The following is a 26,567-nucleotide window of genomic DNA, read 5'->3' as shown; positions in this document are numbered from 1 at the left end:
CCATGTCCACCCCAGTGCTCGAAGCGCCGGGCAAGGCTCCCGCGCCTCAGAACGGCCGCGTAGGCGGCGGGCTGCTGGACCCCAGGCAACTGGTCAGGTCGCTGCCGGACGCGGTGAAGAAGCTCAACCCGGCCACGCTGTGGCGCAACCCCGTCATGCTGATCGTGGAGGTCGGCGCGGTCTTCACGACCGTCCTCGCGGTCGTCGATCCGTCGTTCTTCGCCTGGACCATCGTCGTGTGGCTCTGGCTGACCGTCGTCTTCGCCAACCTCGCCGAGGCCGTCGCGGAAGGCCGCGGCAAGGCCCAGGCCGCGACCCTGCGCAAGGCCAAGACCGACACCCGGGCGCGCCGCCTCAAGAGCCGGACATCGACGGAGTGGGACCTGATCCGCGCGCCGGAGCTCAGGCAGGGCGACCACGTGATCGTCGAGGCCGGAGAGATCATCCCCGGTGACGGCGACGTCGTCGAGGGCATCGCCAGCGTGGACGAGTCGGCCATCACCGGCGAGTCGGCGCCGGTGATCCGCGAGTCGGGCGGCGACCGGTCGGCGGTGACGGGCGGCACCAAGGTGCTGTCCGACCGCATCGTCGTGCGGATCACGCAGCAGCCCGGTGAGAGCTTCATCGACCGGATGATCGCCCTCGTCGAGGGCGCGAACCGGCAGAAGACGCCGAACGAGATCGCGCTCAACATCCTGCTCGCCGCGCTGACGATCATCTTCCTGGTCGCCACCGTCACCATGCAGCCGCTGGCGATCTACTCCAAGCTCAGCAACCCTGGCGTGCCGGACTCCCTCGCGCTCGACGCCGACGGCGTCACCGGCGTGGTGCTGGTGTCGCTGCTGGTCTGCCTCATCCCGACCACGATCGGCGCCCTGCTGTCGGCCATCGGCATCGCCGGCATGGACCGCCTCGTCCAGCGCAACGTCCTGGCCATGTCCGGCCGTGCGGTCGAGGCGGCCGGCGACGTGTCCACGCTGCTGCTGGACAAGACCGGCACGATCACCCTGGGCAACCGGCAGGCGGCCGAGTTCGTCCCGGTCGACGGGGTGAGCAAGGCCGAACTGGCCGAGGCGGCGCAACTGTCCAGCCTGGCCGACGAGACCCCCGAGGGCCGCTCCATCGTGGTGTTCGCCAAGCAGCGCTACGGCCTGCGCGAGCGGCAGCCGGGCGAGCTGGCGCACGCCGAGTGGGTGCCGTTCACCGCCCAGACCCGCATGTCGGGGGTCGACCTGGACGGCCGCGCGGTCCGCAAGGGCGCCGCCACCGCGGTGATGAAGTGGGTGCGTGACGCCGGCGGGCATCCAACCGATCAGATCGGCCACCTCGTGGACGGCATCTCCGGCTCCGGCGGCACCCCCCTGGTGGTGGCGGAGAAGGGCCGGGTGCTCGGGGTGATCCACCTCAAGGACGTGGTCAAGCAGGGCATGCGGGAACGGTTCGACGAGATGCGCCGCATGGGCATCCGCACCGTCATGATCACCGGTGACAACCCGCTGACCGCCAAGGCCATCGCGGACGAGGCCGGGGTGGACGACTTCCTGGCCGAGGCCACGCCGGAGGACAAGCTCGCCCTGATCAGGAAGGAGCAGGAAGGCGGCCGCCTGGTCGCGATGACCGGCGACGGCACCAACGACGCCCCCGCCCTGGCCCAGTCGGACGTCGGCGTCGCCATGAACACCGGCACCAGCGCCGCCAAGGAGGCCGGGAACATGGTCGACCTGGACTCCAACCCGACCAAGCTCATCGAGATCGTCGAGATCGGCAAGCAACTGCTCATCACCCGGGGCGCGTTGACCACCTTCTCCATCGCCAACGACATCGCCAAGTACTTCGCGATCATCCCGGCCATGTTCGCGGCCGTCTACCCGGGCCTGGACACGCTCAACATCATGCGCCTGGCCAGCCCGCAGTCGGCCATCCTGTCGGCGGTCATCTTCAACGCGCTGATCATCATCGCGCTGATCCCGCTGGCCCTGCGCGGTGTCCGCTACCGGCCGTCCAGCGCGTCCAAGCTGCTGTCACGCAACCTCTACGGCTACGGCCTCGGCGGCATCGTCGCGCCGTTCATCGGTATCAAAATCATCGATCTGCTCGTTCAATTCCTCCCGGGGATGTCATAAATGGACCGCATGCCCAGCTGGCTCCGCCGGCATCTCGCCGCGCTCAGGGCCGTCGTCGTCCTGACCCTGCTGCTCGGCCTGGTCTATCCGCTGGTCACCACCGGCGTCGCCCAGGCCCTGTTCAACGACAAGGCCAACGGCTCGATCGTCCGGAAGGACGGCAGGGACGTGGGCAGCGCGCTCATCGGCCAGTCCTTCACCGACGCCGGCGGCAACCCGGTCAGGACGTACTTCCAGCCCCGCCCGTCGGCCGCCGGTGACGGCTACGACCCCACCTCGACCGGCGCCGGCAACCTCGGTCCCGAGGACATCGTGGACGTGCTGCCGGTCCCCGGCGCCAAGGACGAGGAGGGCGATCCGGACCAGGGCAGGCAGTCGCTGCTCACCCAGGTGTGCGCCCGCTCCCAGGCGATCAGCGAGCTGGAGGGCGTCAGCGGCGCCCGCCCGTACTGCACCCCCGACGGGGTAGGCGCGGTGCTGAAGGTCTTCCCCGACCGGGCCGTGAGCGTCAACCAGGCCTGCCCGGCGGCCCCGTTCGTGGCCACCTACCAGGGGCTGCCGGTGGAGTGCGCCAAGGCGGGCGAGGACTACGCGGCCGGTCGGACCGTGCCCGTCCGCGGCGACGCCGCAACGCCCGCCATCCCGGCGGACGCGGTGACGGCCAGCGGCTCCGGCCTGGACCCGCACATCTCCGTCGCCTACGCCGGCCTGCAGGCGCCCCGCGTGGCCAAGGAACGCGGCCTCTCCCTCCCACGGGTCAAGGAGCTGATCTCCGAGCACACCACCGGCCGGGCGCTCGGCTTCATGGGCGAACCGGCGGTGAACGTGCTCGAACTCAACCTCGCACTCGACGGAGCCTGAGATGCGAGGGCGGCTGCGGGTCTACCTCGGCGCGGCGCCCGGGGTCGGCAAGACCTATGCCATGCTCGGTGAAGGCCGCCGAGCCTGCGAACGCGGCCGGGACGTGGTCGTGGGTTTCGTCGAGACCCACGGCCGCCCCCGCACCGCGGCGCTGCTAGAGGGCTTGGAGGTGATCCCCCGCAGGACGCTCGTCCACCGGGGAGCGACGTTCACCGAGATGGACGTGGACGCGGTCATCGCCCGCGCGCCGAAGGTGGCGCTGGTCGACGAGCTGGCCCACACCAACGTTCCCGGCTCGAAGAACGCCAAGCGCTGGCAGGACATCGACGAGATCCTCGACGCCGGCATCGACGTCGTCTCAACCGTCAACATCCAGCACCTGGAATCGGTCAACGACGTCGTCCAGCAGATCACCGGCATCCCCCAGCGCGAGACCGTCCCCGACGAGGTGGTGCGGCGGGCCGACCAGATCGAACTGGTCGACATGTCACCCGAGGCGCTGCGCCGCCGCATGGCGCACGGCAACGTCTACGCCCCCGAGAAGGTCAGCGCGGCGCTGTCGAACTACTTCCGCGTCGGCAACCTCACCGCGCTGCGCGAGCTGGCGCTGTTGTGGGTCGCGGGCAAGGTCGACGAGCAGCTCGACCGCTACCGCGCCGACCACGGCATCGGCACCACGTGGGAGACCCGCGAACGCGTCGTGGTCGCCCTTACCGGTGGTCCGGAGGGCGACACCCTGGTCCGGCGGGCCGCCCGCATCGCCGCCCGCACCAAAGGCGCCGACCTGCTGGCCGTGCACGTCACCAGCGCCGACGGGCTGGCCGGCACGGATCCGGCCAACCTGGCCCGCCAGCGCACTCTGGTGGAGAGCATGGGCGGCACCTACCACCAGGTCGTCGGCGACGACGTCCCGCGTGCCCTGCTCGACTTCGCCCGCGGCGTCAACGCCACCCAGCTCGTCCTCGGCGCCTCCCGGCGCGGCCGCTTCGCCCAGATCCTCTCCCGCGGCGTCGGCGTGGAGACCACCGCCCGGTCCGGCTCCATCGACGTGCACCTCGTCACCCACGAGGAGGCCAAACAGGGCCGCCGCCGCCTCGGACCCACCCGCGCCGCACTCACCAGGAAGCGCCGACTGACCGGATGGGCCGTGGCGGTGGCGGGCATGCCGGCACTGACCGCCACGCTCACGCCGTTCCGCGACGTGATCTCGCTGCCCAGCGAGATCCTGCTGTTCCTGTGCCTGGTCGTCGGTGTCGCGCTGATCGGCGGCATGTGGCCAGCGATCGCCACGGCCGTGGGCGGCTCGCTGTTGCTCAACTGGTTCTTCACCCCGCCCATCGGCCGCCTGACCATCGCCGATCCGGAGAACCTGCTCGCACTGATCGTGTTCATCCTGGTCGCCGCCGCCGTCAGCACGATCGTGGACCTGGCCGCCCGGCGTACCCGTCAGGCCGCCCAGGCCGGCGCGGACGCCGAGGCGCTGTCCACCCTGGCCGGGCACGTACTGCGGGGCGAGGCCGCGCTGCCGTCGCTGCTCGGCCGGCTGCGCGAGACGTTCGGCCTCGACTCGGTCACCCTGCTCGAACGCGTCAGCGAACCCACCGCGGACGACCAGGCCGAACCCGAAGCCTGGCGCGTCATCGCCACCTCCGGCACCGCAGCCTGCACGGCGCCCGCCGCGGCCGACACCGACGTCGTGATCAGCGAGAAGCTGGTGCTCGCCGCCCGCGGCCGGCTGCTGGACGCCGGCGACCGGCGGGTGCTGGAGGCCTTCGCCGCCGAGGCCGCCGTCGCGCTGCGCCAGGAACGCCTCCAGGAGGAGGCCGAGCTGGCCAAACCCCTGGCCGAAGCCGACAAGATGCGCACCGCGCTGCTGGCCGCCGTCAGCCACGACCTGAGGACTCCGCTCGCGGCCGCCAAGGCCGCCGTCGAAAGCCTGCGCGCCGAGGACGTCAGCTGGACGGACCAGGACCGCGACGAGCTGCTCGCCACCGCCGACGAGTCGCTGACCAGACTGGACCGGCTGGTGGAGAACCTCCTCGACATGAGCCGCCTGCAGGCCGGCGTCCTCGGCCTGTCGTTGCAGCCCGTCGCCCTGGAAGAGGTGGTGCCCCGCGCCATCGACGATCTCGGGCCGCTGCGCGAGCGTGTCGAGGGCGACATCTCCGTCGAGCTGCCGGAGATCGTGGCCGACCCCGCGCTCCTGGAGCGCGTGCTGGTCAACCTGATGACCAACGCCGTGCGCTACAGCCCGGCCGACCAGAAAGTGCTGGTCACCGCGAGCTGGCACGGCGGTGAGGTGGAGATCAGGGTGATCGACCGTGGTCCCGGCATCCCGCGCGAGGTCCACGACCGGATCTTCCTGCCGTTCCAGCGGCTCGGCGACCGGGACAACCACACGGGCGTGGGTCTCGGCCTGGCGCTCTCGCGCGGCCTCACCGAGGCCATGGGCGGCGAACTCACACCCGAGGAGACACCAGGAGGAGGCGTCACGATGATCGTCAACATGCCCATCTCGTCCCGGGCGACGGCCTCATGACCGAGATCCTCGTCGTCGACGACGAGTCGCAGGCCCTCGGCCGGACGGCCGCGCAACGGGGAGGGTGTGCCGCCGAGTCCGCAGCGATCTCGACGGCACACCCGTCCGTGAGGGGGTCTGTGTTACTTCTTCTCAGCGAGGGTCACGGTGGCGGTCTGCTCCTTGCCGTCCCTCACATATGTGATCTGAACCTGTTGGCCCACTTTGAAACCTCTGACCTGCCCAACCACTGTATCTCCACCATCGACCGGCTTGTCGCCCAGCTTGGTGATGAGGTCGCCTTCTTTGAGGCCGGCCTTGTCCGCCGGGCTGCCGGCGGTCACCTGACGGACGAGAGCGCCGGGCACGTCGCCGGTGGCGTCGGTGACGCTCACCCCGAGGAAGGCGTGGGTGACCTTGCCGCCGTTCATGAGCTGGTCGGCCACCTGCTTGGCGGTGTTGATGGGGATGGCGAAGCCCACCCCGATGTTGCCGGTGCCGCCGCCGGTGGCGATGGCGGTGTTGATGCCCACCACCTGGCCGGCCGCGTCGACCAGGGCGCCGCCGGAGTTGCCGGGGTTGATCGCCGCGTCGGTCTGGATCGCGCCGCCGATCGTGGTGGTCTCACCCGCCTGGCCGCGCTGCCCCCAGCCGGGCGGCATCTGCTGCTGCTCGCCGCCGACGGTCAGCGTACGGTCCAGGGCGCTGATGATGCCGGCGGTGACCGACCCCTGCAGGCCGAGAGGACTGCCGATGGCCAGCACCGCGTCGCCGACCCGCAGCGAGTCGCTGTTGCCGATGGTCGCGGCGGTGAGCCCGGAGACGCCCTCCGCGCGGATGACCGCGAGGTCGGTCGACGGGTCGGTGCCGACGACGGACGCCTTGGCGGTCTTGCCGTCGCTGAACTTGACCATGAACTGGGCGTCACCGGTCCGCAGCCCGCCCTGCATGGCGCCCTGCACCACGTGGTTGTTGGTGAGGATCAGCCCGTCCCCCGACAGGACCACGCCCGAGCCCTCGCCGCTGTTGCCCTGGATCATCACGACCGACGGCTCCACCTTCTGCGCGACGTCGGCCACGGTGAGCGTGCTCGACGCCTGCCGGAAGGACGCCGGGGCCGGAGCGGCGGCGACCGTGCCGCTCTCCGGCTGGAAGGCGGTGGCCACGGCGGCCCCCGCCACGCCGCCCCCGAGCGCCATCGCGGCGAGGGCGAGCCCCGCCACGGTCTTCCTACCGGGAGAGAAGCGGGGCTTGGCCGCCGTCGGAGGCGGGGGCGTGGGAAGGCCCATCTGCCGGGTGTCCCGCCGGGGGAACCCACCCGCCGTGGGCGGGGTGTCACCGAACTGGCTCCAGCCGCTGTTGTTCTGCTCGCCAGGCTCGTTCGCGTTCATGTCATCTCCTCGAATCCCGATGACTCAAGGGTGCCAAGACCCGCGTAAGTGCAGGTTAAGGCGGTGATCGGAGCAGGACGAGAAGCCTGACGGACGCCTTATCACTGCTGGTGAGGGCTCGGTCACCCGAGCCGGGGCCGCCGGAAAAGATCTCGGGCGGCCCGCACACAAACGAAGTCGGCCCCCGCTCCACCATCCACGGTGGAGCCGGGGCCGGCTTCGTCATGCGCCTGTTCAGCGGAAGCGCGAGCCGTAGACCGAAGCCCCCGTTACTTCCCCACCTGGGGAAGTAACGGGGGCTTCGTCTTGTTGGCCGTGCCCGTGTCCCGGCGGGCCGGCCGTGTCCGGTAAAGCTGTGAGGAACCTACGGACATCTGAGGCGTCTATCGCCGCTCCGGGCAGGGGTGCAATACGTGCCTGTTCGGACAGCAGATCAAGCCCAAGGTGAGGAACCGCCCGCCTTTGAGCCACTCGCTCCACTGCACATCCACACCGAGACGCAGGGCGTCGGCCGCCCACTCCAGGCGGGCGTCAAGCTCGATGCGGTCTGGGTGCATGAGGGAGCCGCTCGCCTTGCCGTACCCGGCCGACAGCCACTTGACCGCGACGTCCACGTCCTCGTACGTGGCGGCGATCAGCGACGGCGACTTGGCCAGCCAATCGCCCGTCCTCATGGGCGGCAGCGGGTTCGTGAGGAAGTGCGGCGACGTAGGCCGGCGGTCCCCCTCGTTGGCGCGGTCGGTGCCGTTGCCGATCCACTGATAGGCGTGCCAGTGCATGAGTTTCGAGTCTCCGTAGGGTAAGGGGTAGGCGGCCCCTGCTTGCTTGGATCAGGCAGGGGCCGCCGTCATCGGTGGCGCCTACAGGGTGCGCATGCCGGCGGCGCGCAGCTCGTCACCCGTGAACCGGAGCGTCCCGGCACCGGGGTTCTTCGAGTCACGGAGGGCGAACGCGTCGTCGGCGCCGGGAATCGGGGCGATCTCGACGCAGCTCTCGCCTTCGCCGTCCTCGTTGTTGTTGCCGCCGCACAGCTTGCGGAACGGCGCGTCGTCCAGCTTGCGCTCGTACAGATTCATGGTTCTCCTCTCGCCGGACCCCCGTCTGTCGGGGGCGCTTGGATGGTGGCCCCGCCCCGTCCGCCGTCCCCTCAGAGGCCGCGGGGACAAGGGCCACCCACCCGGCCCGCCGCTGTCCTGCAACGACGACAGACCGGGCTGTCTATGCGGGCCAGACGTGCGCCCGATGGTTGTGGATCAGCGCGGCCTGGAGGGCGAGCACGGACGCCAGGGACGGCGCGTCGGTTCGCTCGATGTGCGGCGCGACGCCCGCCGCCCGCATGCTGGCGGTGGTGTCGCGCCGGAGAGTGGCCGTCCACGTCACCTCGCCGGGGCCGAGGTAGACACGCTGGATCTCCCACCCGGGATATGTGGTGCGCAGGATGGCGAGCTGCCGCGCGACGAGGTGTGAGGCGTGTTCGGTCGGCAGACCTGACGCGTTCGTCGTCATCGCTCGCCAGCCTCGAAGACGAGCGCCCCGGCGCTCTCGTCCCGGTGGGCCCGCATCAGCACGCGGCCGGGGGTGTAGCCGGGCGAGTTGGCGAGAACGTCAACGCGCACCTGGCGGACGCTGCCGCTGGCCGGCCCGTCCGGCATGCTGGCGAACGCGCTTTTCAGCCGGCCCGTTGCGATGTCAGGTCTGTCGGCCACGCCGCAGGCACCGCGGCCATGGGCGTTCACAGCCCATGCGTACAGCGCGTCCGCGGCGAGGTCCGCGCCATCGTGCAAGGTCGCCATGAGCATCTCCGCGCTCGTCCGTCGTCACTTTCAGTGATCTCGGGAGCACGGTAGATCTGTAAAAGGGCGTCAATGCACACGAGCTGTGTGCATCGTGTGCCTTGACAGACGGCTGCTAGGACATCCCCATGTGGCTCATCAGGAGCCGCAACGGCTCGGGCATCCGCCGGTAGTGGTCGCTGAGCCGCTGGGTGACCTCGCGCGCCATCGGGTGGTACCTGGTCATCTGCGGCGCTGTCTTGTCCGCGCGGGCCAACCGCTGGAGCGCCTGGCTGTACTTGCCCGCCGACACCAGCGCGCGGCCCATGTCGATCTCGTGGTGTGCTCGGCGCTCGGGAGGCAGGCCGGACGCGGACCGACGCCACTGGCGGGCGAGGTCCTCGTCACGCCGGATCGCCTCGTCGAAGTCCCCCAGCTCGACAGCGACCGCGACACCGTGAACTCCGACGTTGGGACCGTTGAACTGCAGGGCGTAGAAGTCCGGGACACGAGGCGGCAGGCTGCCCGCGACGTCGGTGGCCTGCCCGTAGTGCTCCCATGCGTCGCTCTGGTTCCCGGCCCGTGCCGACAGCACGGCGGCCCGGAGCTGGAGAGCGCCGTACACGACCCGGGCCTCCATGGTGTCGCGATCCATGCCGTCACCGGCGCGGCGCACAAGCTTCAAGCCCGGCCCCCAAGCGCCGGCGGTCATCATGAGCAGCGCCCTGGAAAGCTGCACCAGGTGGGAGAGGTTGGGATCGTCGGAACGTGCCGCCGCCGTGGCGGCCCGTTCGATGCCGAAGGCGGCCAGATCGTTGTAGCCGAGGCGGCGGGCCAGCGACGCGGCGATGGCCTGCGTGCCGTTGAGCAGCCGCCACGCGCGGGGCTGATCCCGCTCGTAGGCGTGGACCGACAGCTCGGCGAGCGCGGCCGGGAGACGGGCGCTCACCTGCACGTGGCGGGCGTCGAGGGACAGACGGCGCAGCGTCTCGACTTCGGCCGCAAGCGTGTCGAGGGGGCGGGGCGGCGCTTCCAACTCCGGCGGAGAGTCGATGTAGGACAGGGCCCGCCGTATCTCCGCGATCCCCGCGTGGATACGGTCGGCGTGAGCAGTGGCGCCCCGGTACGGCTGGCCGTAGAGCTCTGCCGGGTCGAGGTGCAGAGCTGTCGCGATGGCCGCGACGAGGGACGGCGTCGCGGGCTTCTTCCCCGTCTCTACCTGCTGGATCAGGCTGCGGCTCACGTAGGCGAGATCAGCCAGCTCTTGCTGAGTCAGGTCTGCGCGTCGGCGCTTGCGCGCGATACGCCGCCCTATCGCCTCGTTCTGGTCGATTCCCGTGCTAGCTTCAGGGGACATAGGTCCTGGCCTTTCCTGACGTCCTCGACAGACTCAGGCTAAGGCTCAGGACCTTTCACGTGCCATGGGAAGAACGGCTCTGTGACACGAACTGGCCGCCGAGTATCAGGCGGCCGAGGGCGTCGTCCGCCAGGCAACCAGCACGACGTCATGCGCACCGCCTACACGTTCTTCGCCGGCGAGCAGGTGGTCGAGGTGGCCGACATCATCGTCCCGGCAGAGAGCGCGAAGCTCGTCTACAACGGGCCGGTGGGTGAGGCCTGAAAAGGTCGGCGTGACCGGTGCGGGGGCTCCGCACCGATTTCGCCGCGCCCGTTGGCATGCCTCAGGTCGTAGGTCACAGGTACCTACACCCGGGCGTCGCAGGTGTCAGTCACGCGTCGGGATGCCGTCGCCGATCGCGGGGTCGCCCCGGTCCCGCCAGATGAGGACCGCGTAGACGGCGCCTCCGACGCCGAACAGTCCGACGAGGAAGAGGACCGCGAGCAGCCATTCGGGCATGACGCCCCCCAACGGGCCGGCACAGGTGGCCTTCAGTGTCGAGCGGCCCGCGGGCGGCGTCAATGGCGGCGGTTCAGCGGCCGGCGGCCCAGTACTCGTCCTTGAGCAGCCGCTTGTAGAGCTTGCCCGTGGCGTGGCGGGGCAGCTCGGCCCGGAAGTCGACCGACTTGGGGCACTTGTACGCGGCCAGCCGGGACCGGCAGTACGCGATCAGCTCGGCCTCCAGCGCCGGTCCCGCCTCGGCCATCGACACGGGCTGCACCACGGCCTTGACCTGCTCGCCCATCTCCTCGTCGGGCACGCCGAAGACGGCCACGTCGGCGACCTTGGGATGCACCGACAGGACGTTCTCGGCCTCCTGGGGGTAGATGTTCACCCCACCAGAGATGATCATGTACGAGAGCCGGTCGGTGAGGTACAGGAAGCCGTCGGCGTCGAGGTGGCCGATGTCGCCGAGGGTGGTCCAGCCCCGCCCCTGGGGGTCCTGGACGGAGCGGGTCTTGCCGGGGTCGCCGTGGTACTCGAAGCGGATGCCGCTGTCGAAGTAGACCAGCCCCCGCTCCCCCACGGGCAGCTCGTCGCCGGCCGCGTCGCAGACGCGCACGGTGCCGAGCAGCGAACGGCCCACGGTGCCCCGGTGGGCGAGCCAGTCGTGGGAGTCGGTGTAGAGGAAGCCGTTGCCCTCGGTGCCCGCGTAGTACTCGTGGATGATCGGCCCCCACCAGTCGATCATCTGTTCCTTGACCGGGACCGGGCAGGGCGCGGCGGCGTGGATGGCGCAGCGCAGTGACGACAGGTCGTACGCCTTGCGGGTCTCCTCGGGCAGCTTGAGCAGCTTGCCGAACATGGCCGGCACGAGCTGGGTGTGCGTCACCCCGTGCCGCTCGACCAGCGCGAGGTAGCGCTCGGGGTCGAAGCGTTCCATCACCACGACCGTCGCGCCGAGCCGCTGGAACGTCATGCAGTAGCGCAGCGGCGCCGCGTGGTAGAGCGGGGCGGGCGAGAGGTAGACGCTGTCGGCGTCCGGCTTGAACAGGCCCTCGATGAGGCGGTAGAGCATGCCGGGCTCGGTGAGCGGCGCCTTCGGCAGGCCCGGTTTGACCCCTTTGGGCCGGCCGGTGGTGCCGGACGAGTAGAGCATGTCGGCGCCCTGCGACTCGTCGGCGATGGGGGTGACCGGCATCCCGGCCACCGCGTCCTCGTAGGAGGTGAAGCCCTCGGCGCCGCCGTCGAGCATGAGCCGCAGCTCGACGCCGGGGGTGGCCTCGGTGATGGACGTGGCGACACCGGCCAGCTCGGCGCTGGAGACGAACACCTTGGCGGCGCAGTTGTCGACGATGTAGGCGAGTTCCTCGGTCAGCAGCCGGGAGCTGATCGCCGTGTAGTACAGGCCCGCGCGGTGGGCGGCCCAGGCCACGGCCAGGAAGAGGGGGTGGTTGGGCAGCATGAAGGCGATGTGGTCGCCGCGCCGCAGCCCGGCGGCGCGCAGGAGGTGGGCCAGCCGGTTGGACTCCTCGTCCAGCCGGCGGTAGGTGAGGATCTCGCCGGAGCCCGCCATGATCACAGCGGGCTTGTCGGGGGTGGCTGCCGCGATGACTCCCGGATGCATGACCGAACACTATTCGGCCGCTGCCGCCGGCGCCAGGATCTCCGCCCGCGCGGGCGGGGCCGCGATCCACGGGTCCTCCGGGATCGCGGCCCCGCCGTGCCGCACGGGGGCGTGGGCCCCGTCGCCGCCTCGGCATCAGGCGGCCGCGTGGTAGACGTCCTTCCAGTCGGAGTGCTGTCCGGTCGGGCCGCCGAAGTGGCCCCGGCTCACCTTCACCAGGATGTGCGCGGCGTCCTTGCCGGAGAAGGAGAACTCGGCGGGGAACTTCGTGCAGTTGCGGAACTTCCGGAAGTACGTGTCGCCGTCGTGCTCGACGACCTTGAACGTCTCCCAGGCGCACTTCTTGCCGCCCCACCACTTCTTCGAGGAAAGGGTGCTGTGCACGGTGAAGACGTCGCGGTGCTTCCACACCCACGCGCGCTTCTTGGTCTTCTTGATGACGATCTTGCAGTGCTTCTGGCCGGGCTTGCAGACCTTCTTCTTGACGACGACGGTCTTCCAGTACCAGTGCTTGTACGGCTTCTTCTCCACGCTCACGTGGCCGGTCGCCTTGGCCCGGTGGTCGCCGGAGAAGTAGGGGCCCCAGTCCGCCTCGAAGCCGGACTGGGCGCCGGACTGGGCACCGGTCGAGGTCGCCGCCTGGGCGGCGACCGGGGCGCCGACGGCCACGGCGGTGGCCGCGGCGGCGCCGATCAGGATGCGCGAGACGATTCGCATGGTCGGGTCCTCCTCGGGAGAGGTGTCGCTGTCCCCGTATTCGTACGCCGACCCCATTGCTGAATGCTTACAAATGCCTTGAGAAGCGCTATAGCCCTAAATGCAAGCCATTTCCTGATCTATCGGAAATATCAATATCATTCGGCGGCGATCACCGAGCCCTCGTACTTCTGCTTGATGAAGTCCTTGACCTTCTGGTCCTGCAGCAGCTTGCCGAGGGTGACGATGTTCGTGTCCTTCTCGTGTCCGGCCGCCACGACCAGGCCGTTGGCGTACGGGTTGCCCTCGGCCTTCTCCAGCACCAGGGCCTGCGAGGCGGGCTTGAGCCCGGCCTCGATGGCGTAGTTGCCGTTGATCACCGCGGCGTCGACGTCGTCGAGCGAGCGCGGGAGCTGCGCGGCCTCCAGCGGCTTGAACGCCAGGTTCTTCGGGTTGCCCGTCACGTCCCGCTCGGTGGCCGCGGTGCCGGCGCCGTCCTTCAGCGTGATCAGGCCGTTGTCGGCGAGCAGCTTGAGCGCCCGGCCCAGGTTGGTGGCGTCGTTCGGCACGGCCACGGCGGCGCCGTTCGGCAGCGCGGACAGGTCCGTCACCTTCCTGGAGTAAAGGCCGAGCGGCTCCAGGTGGACAGGGGTGACGAAGCTGAGCTTGGTGCCCTTGGAGGCGTTGAAGTCGTCCAGGTAGGGCTTGTGCTGGAAGAAGTTGGCGGCCAGCTGGCCCTCGCCGAGCTGCACGTTCGGCTGCACGTAGTCGGTGAACTCGACGATCTCCAGCTTGAGCCCGGCGGCGGGGGCCAGGTTGTCCTTGACGTAGGTGAGGATCTCGGCGTGCGGCACCGGGCTCGCGCCGACCTTCAGCACGGTGTCGGCCGACTCGGCCGGGCCGGAGGTGACGGACTGCGACGCCCCGCATGCCGTCAGCAACAGCGACAGGACAGCAGCGCCTACAATGCTTCGAAATTTCATTACTTTTCCTTACTTGTGGGACAGACGCCGGGCGACCACGTCGCCCAGGCTCTGGATGAGTTGCACGATCACGACCAGCACCACGACGGTCACGATCATGATCAGGGTCTCGAACCGCTGGTAGCCGTACCTGACGGCGAGGTCGCCCAGCCCTCCCCCGCCGACGGTGCCCGCCATCGCGGAGTAGCCGATGAGCGCCACGACGGTGACGGTCAGCCCGGCCACCAGCCCCGGCAGCGCCTCGGGCAGCAGCACCTTGCCGACGATCGTCGTACGGCCGGCGCCCATGGCCTGGGCGGCCTGCACCACGTCGGTGCCCACCTCGCGCAGCGCCGTCTCGACCAGGCGCGCGAAGAACGGCACGGCGCCGACGGTGAGCGGCACCACCACCGCCGCCGTGCCGATCGTGGTGCCCACGACCAGCCGGGTGAACGGGATGATCGCGATCATCAGCACGATGAAGGGCAGCGACCTGCCCACGTTGACGACCACGCCCAGCACGGCCTTCACCGCCGGCAGCGGCAGCAGCCCGCCCCGGTCGAACACCACGAGGGCCACACCCAGCGGCAGCCCGAGGAGCACGGTGAACAGGGTGGACCAGCCGACCATCTGCGCGGTCTGCCAGGTGGCCTCGCCCAGCAGCGGCGCCATCTCGTCCCAGGTCATCGCTTCTCCTCCGTCACGGACCGGTCGCGGCTCACGGGGCGACCTCCACCAGCAGCCCGCGCTCGCGCAGGTAGGCCAGCGCGGGCTCACTCTCGCCGGTGATCGCGACCCGCAACCGGCCGACGGAGCCGCCGGCCAGCTCCTCGATCGAGCCGCCCAGGATGCTGATCTGCACGTCGAACTTGCGCACCGCCTCCGACACGACCGGCCGCTGCGGGTCGCCGGTGAACGTCAGCGTCACCGAGCCGGCCGGCGCCGGCTCGGGCAGCGGGAAGATGTCCCTGGTCAGGCGCGAACCCGGCGTCCTGATCAGGTCGGCGATGCGGCCCGACTCCCGCACCCGGCCGTCCGCCATGATGGCGACCGAGTCGCAGACGCTCTTGACGACGTTCATCTCGTGGGTGATCAGCAGGATCGTCAGCCCCAGCTCGGCGTTGAGCCGCCTGAGCAGGTCGAGGATGGAGTCCGTGGTGGCCGGGTCGAGGGCCGAGGTGGCCTCGTCCGACAGCAGCACGGCCGGGTCCCCGGCCAGGGCGCGGGCGATGCCGACGCGCTGCTTCTGGCCGCCGGAGAGCTGGTGCGGGTGGTCGCCGCCCCGGCCGCCGAGGCCGACGAGGTCGAGCAGCTCGGCCACCCGGCGTCGCCGTTCGGCCCGGGGCACGCCCATGACCTCCAGCGGGAAGGCCACGTTTCCGGCGACCGTGCGCGACGAGAGCAGCGCGAAATGCTGGTGGATCATGCCGATGCGCCGGCGGGCGCGGTTCAGCTCCCGCTCCGGCAGCGCCGTCAGATCCTGCCCGGCCACGGTGACGGTGCCCGCGGTGGGCCGTTCGAGCAGGTTGACGCAGCGCAGCAGCGTGCTCTTGCCGGCGCCGCTCTGACCGAGCACACCGTAGATCTCGCCCTTGCGCACGCGCAGGTCGACCCCGTCGAGCGCGACGGTGTCACCGTACAGTTTGCGCAGGCCGGATACCTGAATCACGGAACATCTCCACCATTGGAACGCGGCGCACGCCGCGCGGACCGAACAACGACCGGAACGAGAGACCGGCGGTCAGCGGGTGCCGGGGTGGAACGGCAGGTGGCTCAGCCTGCGCAGCACGAAACCTGGCGAGATCATGGGTGACCTATCGGGGAGGGAACGGGCGGACTTGCTCGGCGGCTTGCTCAGCCGGCCTGACAGCACCTGCGGGCCGGACAGCCCATGGCGCACATTCGCCCCATACGCATGCGACACCGGGCGCCGCCGTGGGCGCTCGGGTGGCCTTTCGCGTATGCCTCGTTCACAAGTCATGCCAACGACATGGGGATATGCGGCTATTCCCGGCCGCTGGCGTGATCCGCGTCACGGTACGGGTCGCGCAGCGGCGTCGCCCGGGCGGCGAAGTCCGCCTTGATCTCCACCATGCGCGGGCCGGGCGCGTAGAAGCGGCCCTTGGTCTCCCCGTACGGCCGCAGCCAGCCCTTGGCGGCCAGGTCACGCAGGTCGCGGGCGGCCTGCCCCTGGCTGAGCCCCTCCTCCGCCTGGTAGCGGCTGCGGCGCAGCCTGCGGTTGACGAACACCTCGTACAGCGCCGACACGGACCGGATGTTCAGCCCGTCGGCGTCGACCTGCTTCTCCAGCAGCACCCAGATCTCCCCGGCCTCGACGAGCCGTTGCCGCACCCGCTGGGCCTGGAGATGATGAGCCCGCAGACAGAACCGCACCCAGGACAGGGTGTCGCCGTGCGGGCTCCATCGGCGGCGGCCGACCTCCCCCAGGACGTCGTAGTAGTCGATCGTGACGCGCGGCTGACCGAGCCATTCCTCGGTCGAGCAGAACTCCGGTGTGGTGATCTGGTCGCGCCCCAGAACGAGGGTCTGCAGCGCGCGGGACATCCGGCCGTTGCCGTCGCGCCACGGATGGATCTTGACGAGGTTCAGATGGGCCATGGCGGCGCGCACGTAGCCCGGGGCATCCAGGTCACCCTCGTTCAGCCAGCGGACGAGCTCGTCCAGCAGGCCGGGGACCAGCTCGGCGTCCGGTCCTTCGTAGACGACCTCGCCCGTCGTGGAATCGCGCACGTAGATGCCGCCCGGACGGACCACTCCGGGCGTCTTGTCGCGATGGTGACCGATCATCATGAAGTTCAGCGCGTGGAGCAGCCCCACGTCGAAACGGAAGATCCGCGCCCGCGACAGTGCCTGGATGTACGTCAACGCCTGCTGGTAGCCCGCGATCTCGCGCGCCACCGCGCCCGAGGTCTCCAGCGGCTCCTCACCCGCCATGATCGACTCGATGTCCTCGACGCTGGCGCGGTAGCCCTCGATGGAGTTGGATCCCTGGATGGCACGGGCCTGGAGCTGCCTGCGGAGCTGGCCGTCCCAGCGGTGCGGCTCGGCGAGCCGGTACTTCAGGTCGCGGCGCATCTCCTCGATCTCCGCGAGGACCGCCTGGTCGGCGGGGTCGAGCGAGGGCGTGGCGTACAGCATGCCGCCAGCAAAGCATGAACGAATCATTCAGTCAAAGCACTGGATGATTTATCCATCTATAGCGCACGAAACGCCCCGCCGCTCCCCCTCGAAGGGTGTACGGCGGGGCGTCCGCCCGCGCTCAGGCGGCGGCCGTGGCGGGGACCTTCGCCGAGGTGAGAGCGATGTCCAGCACCTCGCGCACGTCGCTGACGGTGTGGATCGTCAGCTCGTCGCGCACCTCCTGCGGCACGTCGTCCAGGTCGGGCTCGTTGCGGGCCGGGATGAGCACCGTGGTGATGCCCGCCCGGTGCGCCGCAAGCAGCTTCTGCTTGACGCCGCCGATCGGCAGCACCCGCCCCGTCAGCGAGATCTCGCCGGTCATGGCCACGTCACCGCGGACCTGGCGGCCCGACAGGAGCGAGGCCAGCGCCGTCGTCAGCGTCACGCCGGCCGACGGACCGTCCTTCGGCACCGCGCCCGCCGGGAAGTGGACGTGCACCGAGCGGTCCTTCAGCGCGGTGACCGGCAGCTCCAGCTCCGCGCCGTGCGAGCGGAGGTAGGACAGGGCGATCCTGGCCGACTCCTTCATCACGTCGCCGAGCTGGCCGGTCAGCGTCAGGCCCGTCTCGCCGGTCTCGGGGTCGGCCAGCGACGCCTCCACGTACAGGACGTCACCTCCGGCGCCCGTGACGGCCAGGCCCGTCGCGACGCCCGGCACCGAGGTGCGCTGCCGCGACTCCGGCAGCGACGACTCGGGCACGAACCGCGGCCGGCCGAGGTAGCCGACCAGCCCGTCGGCGTCCACCCGGACGGGCAGCTCGTCGTTGGCGGCGACCTTGCGCAGGACGCGGGCGACCGAGCGCTCCAGCGAACGGACCCCGGCCTCGCGGGTGTACTCGGCGGCCAGCCTGCGCAGCGCCGCGTCCTCGACCGTGACCTCCTCGGCCGTCAGGCCCGCCAGCTCCAGTTGCCGGGGCAGCAGGTGGTCGCGGGCGATGGCGACCTTCTCGTCCTCGGTGTAGCCGTCGAGCGTGACGACCTCCATCCGGTCGAGCAGCGGCCCGGGGATGGCCTCCAGGACGTTGGCCGTGGCCAGGAACAGCACGTCGCTCAGGTCGAGCTCGACCTCCAGGTAGTGGTCGCGGAACGTGTGGTTCTGGGCCGGGTCGAGCACCTCCAGCAGCGCCGCGGTCGGGTCGCCGCGGTAGTCGGCGCCGACCTTGTCGACCTCGTCGAGCAGCACGACCGGGTTCATCGAGCCGGCCTCGCGGATCGCGCGGACGATGCGGCCGGGCAGCGCGCCGACGTAGGTGCGCCGGTGTCCGCGGATCTCCGCCTCGTCGCGGACGCCGCCGAGGGCGACACGGACGAACTTGCGGCCCATCGCGCGCGCCACCGACTCGCCGAGCGAGGTCTTGCCCACTCCGGGCGGGCCGGCCAGGGCGAGGACGGCGCCGCTGCGGCGCCCGCCCACCACGCCGAGCCCCTTGTCCTGGCGGCGCTTGCGTACGGCCAGGTGCTCGATGATGCGGTCCTTGACGTCGGCGAGGCCGGTGTGGTCGGCGTCGAGCACGGACCGCGCGCCACTGATGTCGTAGGTGTCCTCGGTGCGCTCGTTCCACGGGAGGTCGAGCACGGTGTCGAGCCAGGTGCGGATCCAGCCGGTCTCGGGCGACTGGTCGGAGGTCCGCTCCAGCTTGTCGACCTCCTTGAGAGCGGCCTCGCGGACCTTCTCCGGCAGGTCCGCGGCCTCCACCCGGGCGCGGTAGTCCTCCTCCTCGCTCTCCGCGGAGTCGCCGTTGAGCTCCTTCAGCTCCTTGCGCACCGCGGCGAGCTGCTGGCGCAGCAGGAACTCGCGCTGCTGCTTCTCCATGCCCTCCTGGACGTCCTTGCGGATCGTCTCGGCCACGTCGAGCTCCGCGAGGTGCTCGCGGGACCACTCGACGAGGCGGGCCAGCCGGTCGGCCGGGTCGGCGGCCTCCAGCAGCTCGACCTTCTGGGCCGTGGTCAACCAGGGGGTGTAGCCGGAGCTGTCGGCGAGCACGGAGGGGTCGTCGATCTGGTTGACCTGGTCGACCACCTGCCAGGCGCCCCGCTTCTGCAGGATCGTGGTGGCCAGCGCCTTGTACTCCTTGGCCAGCTCGTGGGCGCGCTCGCTCACCGGGGCCGGGTCGACGGTGATGGCCTCCACCCACAGCGCGGCACCGGGGCCGGTGGTGCCGGTGCCCACGCGCACCCGGTCGACGCCGCGCACCACGGCCGCGGGCTCGCCGCCCGGCAGCCTGCCCACCTGCTCGACCACGGCCTGCACGCCCACGGCGCCGTAGCGGCCGTCGATCCGGGGAACGAGGAGCACCCGCGGCTTGTTACGCCCGGATGCGCGGCCGGCCGACTCGGCCGCGTCGATGGCCGCCCGCACCTCGGAGTCGGACAGGTCCAGCGGCACCACCATGCCCGGCAGCACGACCTCGTCATCGAGCGGCAGGACCGGCAGGATCAAGCTCTCACTCATGCGAACTCCAAAGGGTTGAGTTGTATGGACTCAATTCATCAGAGCCTCCGAATGTTCCCTTGTCTGCCGGTGTTCGCTCAGAGCGAGCGTAATCATGTAAGTCATACCTGGGGATGAGGACCTGGGGCTGATGTGCGGAGCCCGGCCCGGCCCGTAAGCTGGCCCGGTGATCTCGGCAGCGGTGCGTCCCTTCGCGCTGGCGCTGTTCCGGGGGCAAGCGGATCCGCCGCCGGTGCGCACGGGGCGGTTGACGGCCCCGAGGGCGCCGCGCTGGCTGGCCGTGCTGCTGCCGTTCCAGCGGGTGCATCTGGCGCTGGTGGCCGATCTCGTGCTCGCCTACGTCCTGTTCGTGGGCACGCTGAGCGAGTCCGGATCGTGGAACGAGGAGAGCCCGCTGCCCGTCAACGACGGCCTGCTGCCTCTGCCCGCCCTGACGGTCGCCCTGCCGCTGATGCTGCGTGACCGTCTGCCGCTCGCCGCCTGGCGGACGGTGCTGGCGCTGATCCCGGCCTACCTGTTCGTGGTGGGCGCGCTGCGTCCCGCCGAAGACATGAGCATGCCCTACACGATGCCGTTCATCGTGACGTACACCCTGGTGCTCTACTCGGTGGCGGTGCGCTGCGCGAGGCCCATCACGTTCGCCGTCTGGGTCGTCAGCGTGCTGGCCATGTGGATCATCGACTCCGCCAGCATGCCCATAGGCACGGTCGTCGTCACGGTGACGATCCTGTTCGGCTACAACGTGCGCATCCGGCGCAGCGCCACGGCCCGGCTGGTCGAGGAGGAGCGACGCACCCAGCTCGCCCTCGGCGCCCAGCTCGTGCTGGAGGAGCGCGCCCGCATCGCGCGCGAGCTGCACGACGTCGTCGCCCACCACATGTCCGTCATCGCGATCCAGGCCGAGGCCGTGCCGATGAAGGCCGCGGGCGACGCCGCCCAGTTGGAGGCCGGGCTGGCGGAGATCCGCACGCTGTCGCTGGAGGCCCTCACCGAGCTGCGCCAGGTGCTCGGCGTGCTGCGCGACGAGGAGGGGCGCAGCGACACGGCCCCGCAACCCGGCCTCGACCGGGTCGACGAGCTGGTGGCCAACGCCCGCACCACCGGCCTCACCGTACGGGTCGAGCGCTCCGGCTCGCTCGACGGGCTCCCGCCGGCCGTGGGCCTGTCGGCGTACCGGATCGTGCAGGAGTCGCTCAGCAACGCGATGCGCCACGCGCCGGGGGCGGCGGTCACCCTCGCCCTCACCCGTGACGGCGACCGCTTACGACTGCGGATCGCCAACGGCCCCGGCACCGCCCCCGCCGGCGCGCCCGGAGCGGGTCAGGGGCTGGTGGGCATGCGGGAGCGGGCGTCCCTGCTGGGCGGCACCTTCCAGGCAGGGCCGGTTGCCGGAGGCGGCTACGAGGTGGCGGCCACCCTGCCCGTCGCCGCTGCCGAGGTGCCGTCGTGAGCGGGGGCGACGCCAGCCGAGAGGAAACCCGCCACGGACGCGGGGGCGAAGGGGGCAGGGGATGATCCGGGTGCTGATCGCCGACGACCAGGGCATGGTCCGGACCGGGTTCGGGGTGTTCCTGGGTGCTCAGCCGGACATCGAGGTCGTGGGCGAGGCGGCCGACGGGGAGCAGGCGGTGCGACGGGCGGCCGAGCTCCGGCCCGACATGGTGCTCATGGACGTGCGCATGCCGGTGATGAACGGCCTGGAGGCGACCAGACGGCTGCTGGCCGGCGGCGACGGGCCCAAGGTGCTCATCCTGACCACGTTCGACCTCGACGACTACGTCTACGAGGCGTTACGGGCTGGGGCCAGCGGGTTCCTACTCAAGGACGCCTCGGCCACGCAGCTCGCCGAGGCCGTGCGGGTGGTCGCCGCCGGTGACGCGCTCATCGCCCCGGCCGTGACCAAGCGGCTCATCCACGAGTTCGCGCGGCTGGGCGGGCCGCGCGCGCCGACGACCAGGCGGCTGGCCGAGCTGACCGAACGCGAGACCGAGGTGCTGACCCTCGTCGCCCAGGCACTGTCCAACCAGGAGATCGCGGAGCGACTGGTGGTGGCCGAGCAGACGGTCAAGACGCACGTGGGGCGGGTGCTGATGAAGCTGGGCCTGCGGGACAGAGCCCAGGCGATCGTCTACGCCTACGAGACCGGCCTGGTGCGCCCAGGCGAGTGACCTGACCCCACACCGGCCTCACGCACCCCGGGCGGGACGGGGGTCATGGGCTGTCCGCCGTGGCGGAGGCCGCTCCGGTGCGGGACTGTCCTTCCCGAGCCGCCCCGTCACCTACCGCTGCGTCGTCGTCCGCCGGTGGCGGTGTTCGGGGCGGGCAGCGGCGACCGAGCAGATACGCCGGGTAGCCGTTGGCGACCGCTGGGCCACCTGCCTCGTCCGGGGCGCCGAACATGGGGAATCGGTGTTGAGTCAAAGGGATGCCTCGGTCCCGTCTGTGGTCCCGTTCGATATGCGTGCGGGTAGATTCGGATAACGCGCTCGACGTGCGAGGAATTCGATTCACGTGGGAGGGAGCGGGCAGGCGAGACCCGCAGGAGACGAACTGTACATAACCGCAAGAGCACCTCACCGGCGTACACGCGAATCCTTCTCACAGCCATTCTGACCCGGCAGCCACATTGATCACCGGATTTTTTCGGGACATACCTCCCGTCTCCCTGGGGACCGGTTTGACGACACGGTGTCGTCTCCTACTTGACGCGGCCACCCCAGGTTTGTGACACTTCGTCATGAAACATTCGTACGCGGTGGGGTGAAGTGTGACGTCGTTCTCCGAGATCCTGAAGAGCGCCACCTGGAGCGACCACGAGTCGGCCGAGGGTGAGAGCTACCTGACGGAGCTGATGGGCGGCCGGCTCACCCCGGCCGAGTACGGCGAGATGGTCGCCCAGCACTACTTCGCCTACGTGGCACTCGACGGGGTCTCCAGGACGCTGGCCGGCCACCCCGTGGCCGGCAGGTTCGTCTTCCCGGAGCTCTACCGGGAGCAGGCACTGGAGCGCGACCTGGCCGCGATCTACGGGCCGGGATGGCGGGACCGCGTCGCCCCCTCCAAGGCGACGCGCACCCTGGTGGCGAGGATCCACCAGGTCGCCGACTGGCCGGGTGGTTACATCGCCCACCACTACACCCGCTACATGGGCGACCTGTCGGGCGGGCAGTTCATCCGGATGGAGCTGCAGAAGATCTACGGCTACCGCAAGGGCGGCGGCGTCGACTTCTACGTGTTCGACGAGGTGGGCAGCCTGCCGAGGTTCAAGAACGAGTATCGGGCCCGGCTCGACGCCCTGGACCTGGACGAGCGGGAGCAGCAGCGGATCATCCGCGAGGTGAAGCTGGCCTACCAGCTCAACACCGAGGTGCTGACCGAACTGCTGCACGTGGTGAAGACCGCCGCCTGACCGGACCACGAGTGGCGGGCCGCCGTCCGTCCTACCATAAGGCCTATGCCCCGCATCTCCGCCGCCACCATCGGCGAGCACCGTGCCCAGACGCGTGACCGCATCCTGGGGGCCGTCTCGCGCCTGTCGCGGGAGCAGGGCATCGACGCCATCTCCATGACGGACGTGGCCGGCGAGGCAGGCATCACCCGCACCGCCCTCTACAACTACTACCCCGACAAGGCCGCGCTGCTGCTGGCCTTCACCGAGCAGGTCACCCGCTACTTCATCGACAGCTACGAGCAGGAGCTGCCCGAGGGGGCCTCCCCCGCCGACCGGCTGCGGGCGTTCGTCCGGCTACAGCTCGCCGGGCTGGTGGCGCACCCGCATCCCGGCCCGGCCGAGCTCAGCGCGACGCTCGGACCCGACGCCTACCAGCGGCTGGCCGAGCATGTCGCGCCGATGCAGCGCATCCTGGTGGAGATCCTGGAGACCGGCATCGCGTCCGGCGACTTCCAGGTGCCCGACGTGGCCGCCACAGCGCGCATGATCCTCGCCGTGATCGGCGCGGAGCGGGTGCCCCTCATCAGCGGCGCGGTCAGCGTCGAGGCCGCCGGCGAGCTGGTGTCGGGATTCGTGCTCAGGGCGCTCGGCGGCCACCCCTGATCGCGAGGAGTCTCCGCCGAAGTCATCCGCGGACCGCTGAGAGCTCCAGCTTCTTCTCCACCCGCTCGATCTCGGCCAGGCGATGCTGGGAGCCGTACAGGGCCAGCGCGTCCCGCCACGCGGCCCTCGCCTCCGCGTCGTTTCCGGCGGCGTCGTGGGCGTCCCCCAGGCCCACCAGCGTGTCGGCGCTCTGGAACGCGTTGCCGGTGCCCCTGCGCAGGTCCAGACACTGCCCGTAGTACTCCAGCGCGCGCTCGTGGTCGCCCCGGCGGAAGGCGAGCAGGCCTAGGCTGTCCAGCGTCGCGGCTTCGCCGCCGCGGTCGTGGTGGCGGCGGAAGAGCGTGAGGGCTCGCTCACATGCGGCGCGCGCTGCCTCGTGCTCGCCGAGCTGCAGTCGGATCCAGCCCACCGCGCTGAGGGCGTTGGCCTCCCAGATGGGGTCGCCCACCTCACGCTGGAGCCGCAGCGCGGCCTGCGCGTGGCCGAGCCCGCGCCGCGGCTGACCGTGGACGCTCCACATCCACCCCGTCGTGTGGTGCACCTGGGCCAGCCTGGACCGATCCCGCACCTGCTCGAACACCTCCGACGCCCGGTCGAGGTGGCCGACCGCCTCGTCGATCCGGGCGGCTGCCGCATAGGCGTAGCCCGTGTGCCAGTGAACGACGGCGGTGGTGTGCGGATCGTCCAGCCGGTCCGCGGCCGCCAGCGCGACCTTCCAGACGTCGAGCCGTTCCCGGGTGTAGGAGCGGCGTAGCAAGAAGGTGTTCATGCCCCAGGCGAGCTGCCAGCCCGCCACGTCCATGCCCAGGCCGGGGGTGAGGAGTTGCGCGGCCAGCAGGCACGGCAGCTCCGTCTCGAACCAGGCCAGCGCGGCGGACGTGTCCTCGACGGCCGGGACGTCCCCCTGCCAGGCGGCGATGGCGATGGCGGGACGGTGCGGGAAGAGCACCCGGTCCGCGGTACAGGCGATGGCGGTGTAGGTGTCGACCACCCGGACCAGAGCCTGTGCCCGGGCTGCTGCGGGCAGGTCGGCCTCGGCCCGTTCGGCGGCGTAGAGCCGGACGAGGTCGTGCATGCGGTAGCGGCCCGGGGAGTGCTGCCGGATCAGGTTGGCGGTCTCGAGCGTGGCGATCAGGGCACGGGTCTCGGCGGGCGGCAGCCCGACGAGGGCGGCCGCCGCGGGCAGGCCGATGTCAGGGCCAGGGGCCGTGGCCAGCAGGAGGAAGAGCCGGGCGGCCCGCTCGTCCAACGCCGCGTACGAGGAGGCGAACACGGCACGCAGGCCGGCGCCCAGATCGCCCGTCTGCAGCGCGTCGAGCCTGGTCGCCGGGTCGAGCAGCTCCTGTGCGAGCACGGCCAGGGGAAAACCACGATGGGCTGTGGCGCGCGCGGCCAGCACGCCCAGCGCCAGGGGCAGCCCCCCACTGTGTTCCAGCAGCACCCCGACGGAGGCCGGATCGGCGGCCATCGTCTCGGCGCCGAAATGGTGGGAGAGCATCCGGTGGGCCTCCTCGTCGGAGAAGGCGTTCACCTCCAGCAGGTGGGCGGAGTGGGTGGCGTGCAGGCTCAGGAGCCGGTTGCGGCTGGTCACCAGTACGGTGCAGCCCGGCCTGCCGGGGATGAGCGGCGTCACCTGGGCGCCGTCTCCGGCGTTGTCCAGGACGACGAGCAGCCGGCGGCCCGCCAGGACAGAGCGGTACAGCGCGGCCTGCGCCTCCTGCTCCACGGGGATGACCGCAGGCGGCACTCCCAGTGCTCCCAGGAAGTGGCGCAGCACGGTGCTCGGCGACACCGGCTCGTCGGCGTCGTCGAAACCGCGGAGGTTCGCATACAACTGGCCGTCCGGGTAACGGTCGCGCCGGGTGTGCGCCCAGTGGAGCGCGAGCCAGGTCTTGCCGATGCCGCCGGGGCCGCTGATCACGGCGACGCCGACGTTGTCCGTGCCGCAGGCCAGCCGCCGATCGAGTTCCCGCAGCTCGGAGCTCCTGTTCGTGAACGACGCGGGCGGAGCGGGAAGCTGGCTGGGCACGGGCAGGAACCCTGCGGACACCGACACGAGCGGCTCGTCCCGCCGCGGCGCCGATGCGCTGCGCGGGTCCGGCTGCTGCTGCGCGAAGGTGTCGGACCGGAGGATCCGCTGGTGCACCTGCCGGAGCTCGTCCGTGGGCTCCAGGCCGAGCTCGTCGACCATCCGGTTCCGGAACTGCCGGTACACCTCCAGCGCCTCGCCGCGCCGCCCGCTCCGGTTCAGCGCCTGCATGAGCTGCCCGTGCAGGCGCTCCCTGAGCGGCGCCTCACCGGCCAGCGCGCGTGCCTCCGTGACGACGTCGGAAATCCTGTCCAGTGTCAGCAGCACGGCCTGCCGCTCCTCCAGCGCGTCGAACCTCTGCTCCTCCAGCCACTGGGCCTGTGCCTCGGCGAACGAGCCGCTGATCCCGCAGAGGGGAGCCCCCTGCCACCAGCTCAGCGCCTCGTCGTACCGCCCGAGTGCCTCCTCCGGCCGGCCCGCGGCCACGGCTTCGCGGGCCAGAGCCACGTGGGAGTGGAAGCAGGTGAGGTCGAGCCGGCCGGCGGCAAGTCGCAGAACGTAGCCCGGCCGCTGCGTGTCGATGACGTCCGCACCCACCGCGACGCAGGTACGGCGCACCTCGGAGACCAGCATCCTGACCCGGGAGGCCGAGCCGCCGGTCGGCGGCCGATCCCAGATCGCCTCCGCCAGCCGCTGCGTCGAGACCACCCGGTCGGCGTGCAGGAGCAGCGCCGCGAGAAGGGCGCCCCGCTTGCCGGAGAAGGTGACCCGGCCGGCCCTCGTCTCCAGCCGAACAGGTCCGAGGAGGCGGAACAGCATGGCCGGCGCGGCACCGTTCTCAGCGTCCATCAGGGCCCCCGCCCCCTCTCGCCTGCTGACACCACACGAGTGTAACCGCGAGACGATCATCATGCCGGCCCCCGGCCGCCGGCGCGGTAGCGGTCAGGCGCTCCGGGTCAGCGGGTTCCGGGGTTGACCTCCCGAACCGGGAGGCTGTGCGGAAACCAGGCGGAAATCAGGCGCCTGCTCCATAGACTCGGA

Annotated in this window: 23 protein-coding genes; 7 read left to right on the top strand and 16 right to left on the bottom strand. The window is 70.8% G+C overall.

All coding sequences use genetic code 11. The features are described 5' to 3' along the window. The first annotated feature begins 2 nt into the window (after nt 1–2). From kdpB to ACGF0J_RS19950, 3 genes are read left to right on the top strand one after another with little or no spacing between them, the layout of a single operon-like run. Entirely contained in the window at nt 3–2,123 is a 2,121-nt protein-coding gene (gene kdpB / locus ACGF0J_RS19960; protein WP_393147759.1) for a potassium-transporting ATPase subunit KdpB, read from the top strand. Next, entirely contained in the window at nt 2,124–2,984 is an 861-nt protein-coding gene (locus tag ACGF0J_RS19955; protein ID WP_393147757.1) for a potassium-transporting ATPase subunit C, read from the top strand. 1 nt (nt 2,985) lies between these two features. Then, nucleotides 2,986–5,523 (top strand): DUF4118 domain-containing protein, encoded by a 2,538-nt coding sequence (locus ACGF0J_RS19950; RefSeq protein WP_393147755.1) that lies wholly within the window; start codon nt 2,986–2,988, stop codon nt 5,521–5,523. 122 nt (nt 5,524–5,645) lie between these two features. On the opposite strand, the gene ACGF0J_RS19945 is transcribed toward ACGF0J_RS19950, so the two are convergent. The 15 genes from ACGF0J_RS19945 to lon form a co-directional block, all read right to left on the bottom strand. Beyond that, nucleotides 5,646–6,893: a S1C family serine protease gene (locus ACGF0J_RS19945; RefSeq protein WP_393147753.1), complete on the bottom strand. Its 1,248-nt coding sequence runs from the start codon at nt 6,891–6,893 to the stop codon at nt 5,646–5,648. 383 nt (nt 6,894–7,276) lie between these two features. After that, a complete protein-coding gene (locus ACGF0J_RS19940; RefSeq protein WP_393147751.1) occupies nt 7,277–7,672 on the bottom strand; it encodes a hypothetical protein in 396 nt (131 codons plus the stop codon). A gap of 81 nt (nt 7,673–7,753) precedes the next feature. Then, complete coding sequence (locus ACGF0J_RS19935; RefSeq protein WP_393147750.1) at nt 7,754–7,969, bottom strand: DUF397 domain-containing protein; 216 nt, start codon at nt 7,967–7,969, stop codon at nt 7,754–7,756. A gap of 142 nt (nt 7,970–8,111) precedes the next feature. After that, complete coding sequence (locus ACGF0J_RS19930) at nt 8,112–8,399, bottom strand: hypothetical protein (RefSeq protein ID WP_393147749.1); 288 nt, start codon at nt 8,397–8,399, stop codon at nt 8,112–8,114. Then, on the bottom strand, nt 8,396–8,686 hold the full coding sequence (locus tag ACGF0J_RS19925) for a hypothetical protein (protein WP_393147748.1): 291 nt from the start codon (nt 8,684–8,686) through the stop codon (nt 8,396–8,398). The genes ACGF0J_RS19930 and ACGF0J_RS19925 overlap by 4 nt, the downstream gene beginning before the upstream one ends. A gap of 115 nt (nt 8,687–8,801) precedes the next feature. Further along, a complete protein-coding gene (locus tag ACGF0J_RS19920) occupies nt 8,802–10,022 on the bottom strand; it encodes a helix-turn-helix domain-containing protein (RefSeq protein ID WP_393147746.1) in 1,221 nt (406 codons plus the stop codon). Between the two features lie 369 nt (nt 10,023–10,391). Beyond that, complete coding sequence (locus ACGF0J_RS19915; RefSeq protein ID WP_393147744.1) at nt 10,392–10,523, bottom strand: hypothetical protein; 132 nt, start codon at nt 10,521–10,523, stop codon at nt 10,392–10,394. A 73-nt stretch (nt 10,524–10,596) separates the two neighbouring features. After that, complete coding sequence (locus ACGF0J_RS19910; RefSeq protein ID WP_393147742.1) at nt 10,597–12,132, bottom strand: AMP-binding protein; 1,536 nt, start codon at nt 12,130–12,132, stop codon at nt 10,597–10,599. A 135-nt stretch (nt 12,133–12,267) separates the two neighbouring features. Further along, complete coding sequence (locus ACGF0J_RS19905; RefSeq protein ID WP_393147740.1) at nt 12,268–12,849, bottom strand: hypothetical protein; 582 nt, start codon at nt 12,847–12,849, stop codon at nt 12,268–12,270. 137 nt (nt 12,850–12,986) lie between these two features. Continuing rightward, nucleotides 12,987–13,769 carry a MetQ/NlpA family ABC transporter substrate-binding protein gene (locus tag ACGF0J_RS19900; protein ID WP_393147738.1) on the bottom strand — a complete coding sequence of 261 codons (783 nt, stop codon included), beginning with the start codon at nt 13,767–13,769 and terminating at the stop codon, nt 12,987–12,989. 51 nt (nt 13,770–13,820) lie between these two features. Beyond that, complete coding sequence (locus tag ACGF0J_RS19895; protein WP_393147736.1) at nt 13,821–14,477, bottom strand: methionine ABC transporter permease; 657 nt, start codon at nt 14,475–14,477, stop codon at nt 13,821–13,823. A 31-nt stretch (nt 14,478–14,508) separates the two neighbouring features. Then, a complete protein-coding gene (locus ACGF0J_RS19890; RefSeq protein WP_393147734.1) occupies nt 14,509–15,459 on the bottom strand; it encodes a methionine ABC transporter ATP-binding protein in 951 nt (316 codons plus the stop codon). Nucleotides 15,460–15,531: 72 nt separating this feature from the next. Further along, complete coding sequence (locus ACGF0J_RS19885; protein WP_393147732.1) at nt 15,532–15,690, bottom strand: hypothetical protein; 159 nt, start codon at nt 15,688–15,690, stop codon at nt 15,532–15,534. A 104-nt stretch (nt 15,691–15,794) separates the two neighbouring features. Further along, nucleotides 15,795–16,949: a Fic family protein gene (locus ACGF0J_RS19880; protein ID WP_393147730.1), complete on the bottom strand. Its 1,155-nt coding sequence runs from the start codon at nt 16,947–16,949 to the stop codon at nt 15,795–15,797. A gap of 121 nt (nt 16,950–17,070) precedes the next feature. Beyond that, nucleotides 17,071–19,443: an endopeptidase La gene (gene lon, locus ACGF0J_RS19875; protein ID WP_393147728.1), complete on the bottom strand. Its 2,373-nt coding sequence runs from the start codon at nt 19,441–19,443 to the stop codon at nt 17,071–17,073. 166 nt (nt 19,444–19,609) lie between these two features. On the opposite strand from lon, the gene ACGF0J_RS19870 reads away from it, so the two are divergent. From ACGF0J_RS19870 to ACGF0J_RS19855, 4 genes are all read left to right on the top strand, one after another. Next, complete coding sequence (locus tag ACGF0J_RS19870) at nt 19,610–20,893, top strand: sensor histidine kinase (protein ID WP_393147726.1); 1,284 nt, start codon at nt 19,610–19,612, stop codon at nt 20,891–20,893. Nucleotides 20,894–20,954: 61 nt separating this feature from the next. Continuing rightward, nucleotides 20,955–21,611, top strand: a complete 657-nt coding sequence (locus ACGF0J_RS19865; RefSeq protein ID WP_393147724.1) for a response regulator — start codon at nt 20,955–20,957, stop codon at nt 21,609–21,611. A gap of 599 nt (nt 21,612–22,210) precedes the next feature. Further along, a complete protein-coding gene (locus ACGF0J_RS19860) occupies nt 22,211–22,852 on the top strand; it encodes a heme oxygenase (biliverdin-producing) (RefSeq protein ID WP_393147722.1) in 642 nt (213 codons plus the stop codon). A 45-nt stretch (nt 22,853–22,897) separates the two neighbouring features. Then, on the top strand, nt 22,898–23,497 hold the full coding sequence (locus ACGF0J_RS19855; protein WP_393147720.1) for a TetR/AcrR family transcriptional regulator: 600 nt from the start codon (nt 22,898–22,900) through the stop codon (nt 23,495–23,497). A 22-nt stretch (nt 23,498–23,519) separates the two neighbouring features. Here the strand turns inward: ACGF0J_RS19855 and ACGF0J_RS19850 are convergent, their stop codons facing one another. Beyond that, nucleotides 23,520–26,375 (bottom strand): BTAD domain-containing putative transcriptional regulator, encoded by a 2,856-nt coding sequence (locus ACGF0J_RS19850; protein WP_393147718.1) that lies wholly within the window; start codon nt 26,373–26,375, stop codon nt 23,520–23,522. Nucleotides 26,376–26,567: the final 192 nt, after the last annotated feature.

Origin of the sequence: Nonomuraea sp. NPDC047897 (genome assembly GCF_043204415.1) — a bacterium.
In the GTDB taxonomy this organism is placed as follows: Bacteria; Actinomycetota; Actinomycetes; order Streptosporangiales; family Streptosporangiaceae; genus Nonomuraea.
Note: the sequence above shows the minus strand (reverse complement) of the source record. Positions and strands in the feature narration are given on the sequence as shown.

Coding starts and splice junctions, on each gene's coding strand:
- kdpB (WP_393147759.1), top strand. CDS start 3: ATGTCCACCCCAGTGCTCGAAGCGCCGGGCAAGGCTCCCGCGCCTCAG.
- ACGF0J_RS19955 (WP_393147757.1), top strand. CDS start 2,124: ATGGACCGCATGCCCAGCTGGCTCCGCCGGCATCTCGCCGCGCTCAGG.
- ACGF0J_RS19950 (WP_393147755.1), top strand. CDS start 2,986: ATGCGAGGGCGGCTGCGGGTCTACCTCGGCGCGGCGCCCGGGGTCGGC.
- ACGF0J_RS19945 (WP_393147753.1), bottom strand. CDS start 6,893: ATGAACGCGAACGAGCCTGGCGAGCAGAACAACAGCGGCTGGAGCCAG.
- ACGF0J_RS19940 (WP_393147751.1), bottom strand. CDS start 7,672: ATGCACTGGCACGCCTATCAGTGGATCGGCAACGGCACCGACCGCGCC.
- ACGF0J_RS19935 (WP_393147750.1), bottom strand. CDS start 7,969: ATGAATCTGTACGAGCGCAAGCTGGACGACGCGCCGTTCCGCAAGCTG.
- ACGF0J_RS19930 (WP_393147749.1), bottom strand. CDS start 8,399: ATGACGACGAACGCGTCAGGTCTGCCGACCGAACACGCCTCACACCTC.
- ACGF0J_RS19925 (WP_393147748.1), bottom strand. CDS start 8,686: ATGGCGACCTTGCACGATGGCGCGGACCTCGCCGCGGACGCGCTGTAC.
- ACGF0J_RS19920 (WP_393147746.1), bottom strand. CDS start 10,022: ATGTCCCCTGAAGCTAGCACGGGAATCGACCAGAACGAGGCGATAGGG.
- ACGF0J_RS19915 (WP_393147744.1), bottom strand. CDS start 10,523: ATGCCCGAATGGCTGCTCGCGGTCCTCTTCCTCGTCGGACTGTTCGGC.
- ACGF0J_RS19910 (WP_393147742.1), bottom strand. CDS start 12,132: ATGCATCCGGGAGTCATCGCGGCAGCCACCCCCGACAAGCCCGCTGTG.
- ACGF0J_RS19905 (WP_393147740.1), bottom strand. CDS start 12,849: ATGCGAATCGTCTCGCGCATCCTGATCGGCGCCGCCGCGGCCACCGCC.
- ACGF0J_RS19895 (WP_393147736.1), bottom strand. CDS start 14,477: ATGACCTGGGACGAGATGGCGCCGCTGCTGGGCGAGGCCACCTGGCAG.
- ACGF0J_RS19880 (WP_393147730.1), bottom strand. CDS start 16,949: ATGCTGTACGCCACGCCCTCGCTCGACCCCGCCGACCAGGCGGTCCTC.
- lon (WP_393147728.1), bottom strand. CDS start 19,443: ATGAGTGAGAGCTTGATCCTGCCGGTCCTGCCGCTCGATGACGAGGTC.
- ACGF0J_RS19865 (WP_393147724.1), top strand. CDS start 20,955: ATGATCCGGGTGCTGATCGCCGACGACCAGGGCATGGTCCGGACCGGG.
- ACGF0J_RS19855 (WP_393147720.1), top strand. CDS start 22,898: ATGCCCCGCATCTCCGCCGCCACCATCGGCGAGCACCGTGCCCAGACG.
- ACGF0J_RS19850 (WP_393147718.1), bottom strand. CDS start 26,375: ATGGACGCTGAGAACGGTGCCGCGCCGGCCATGCTGTTCCGCCTCCTC.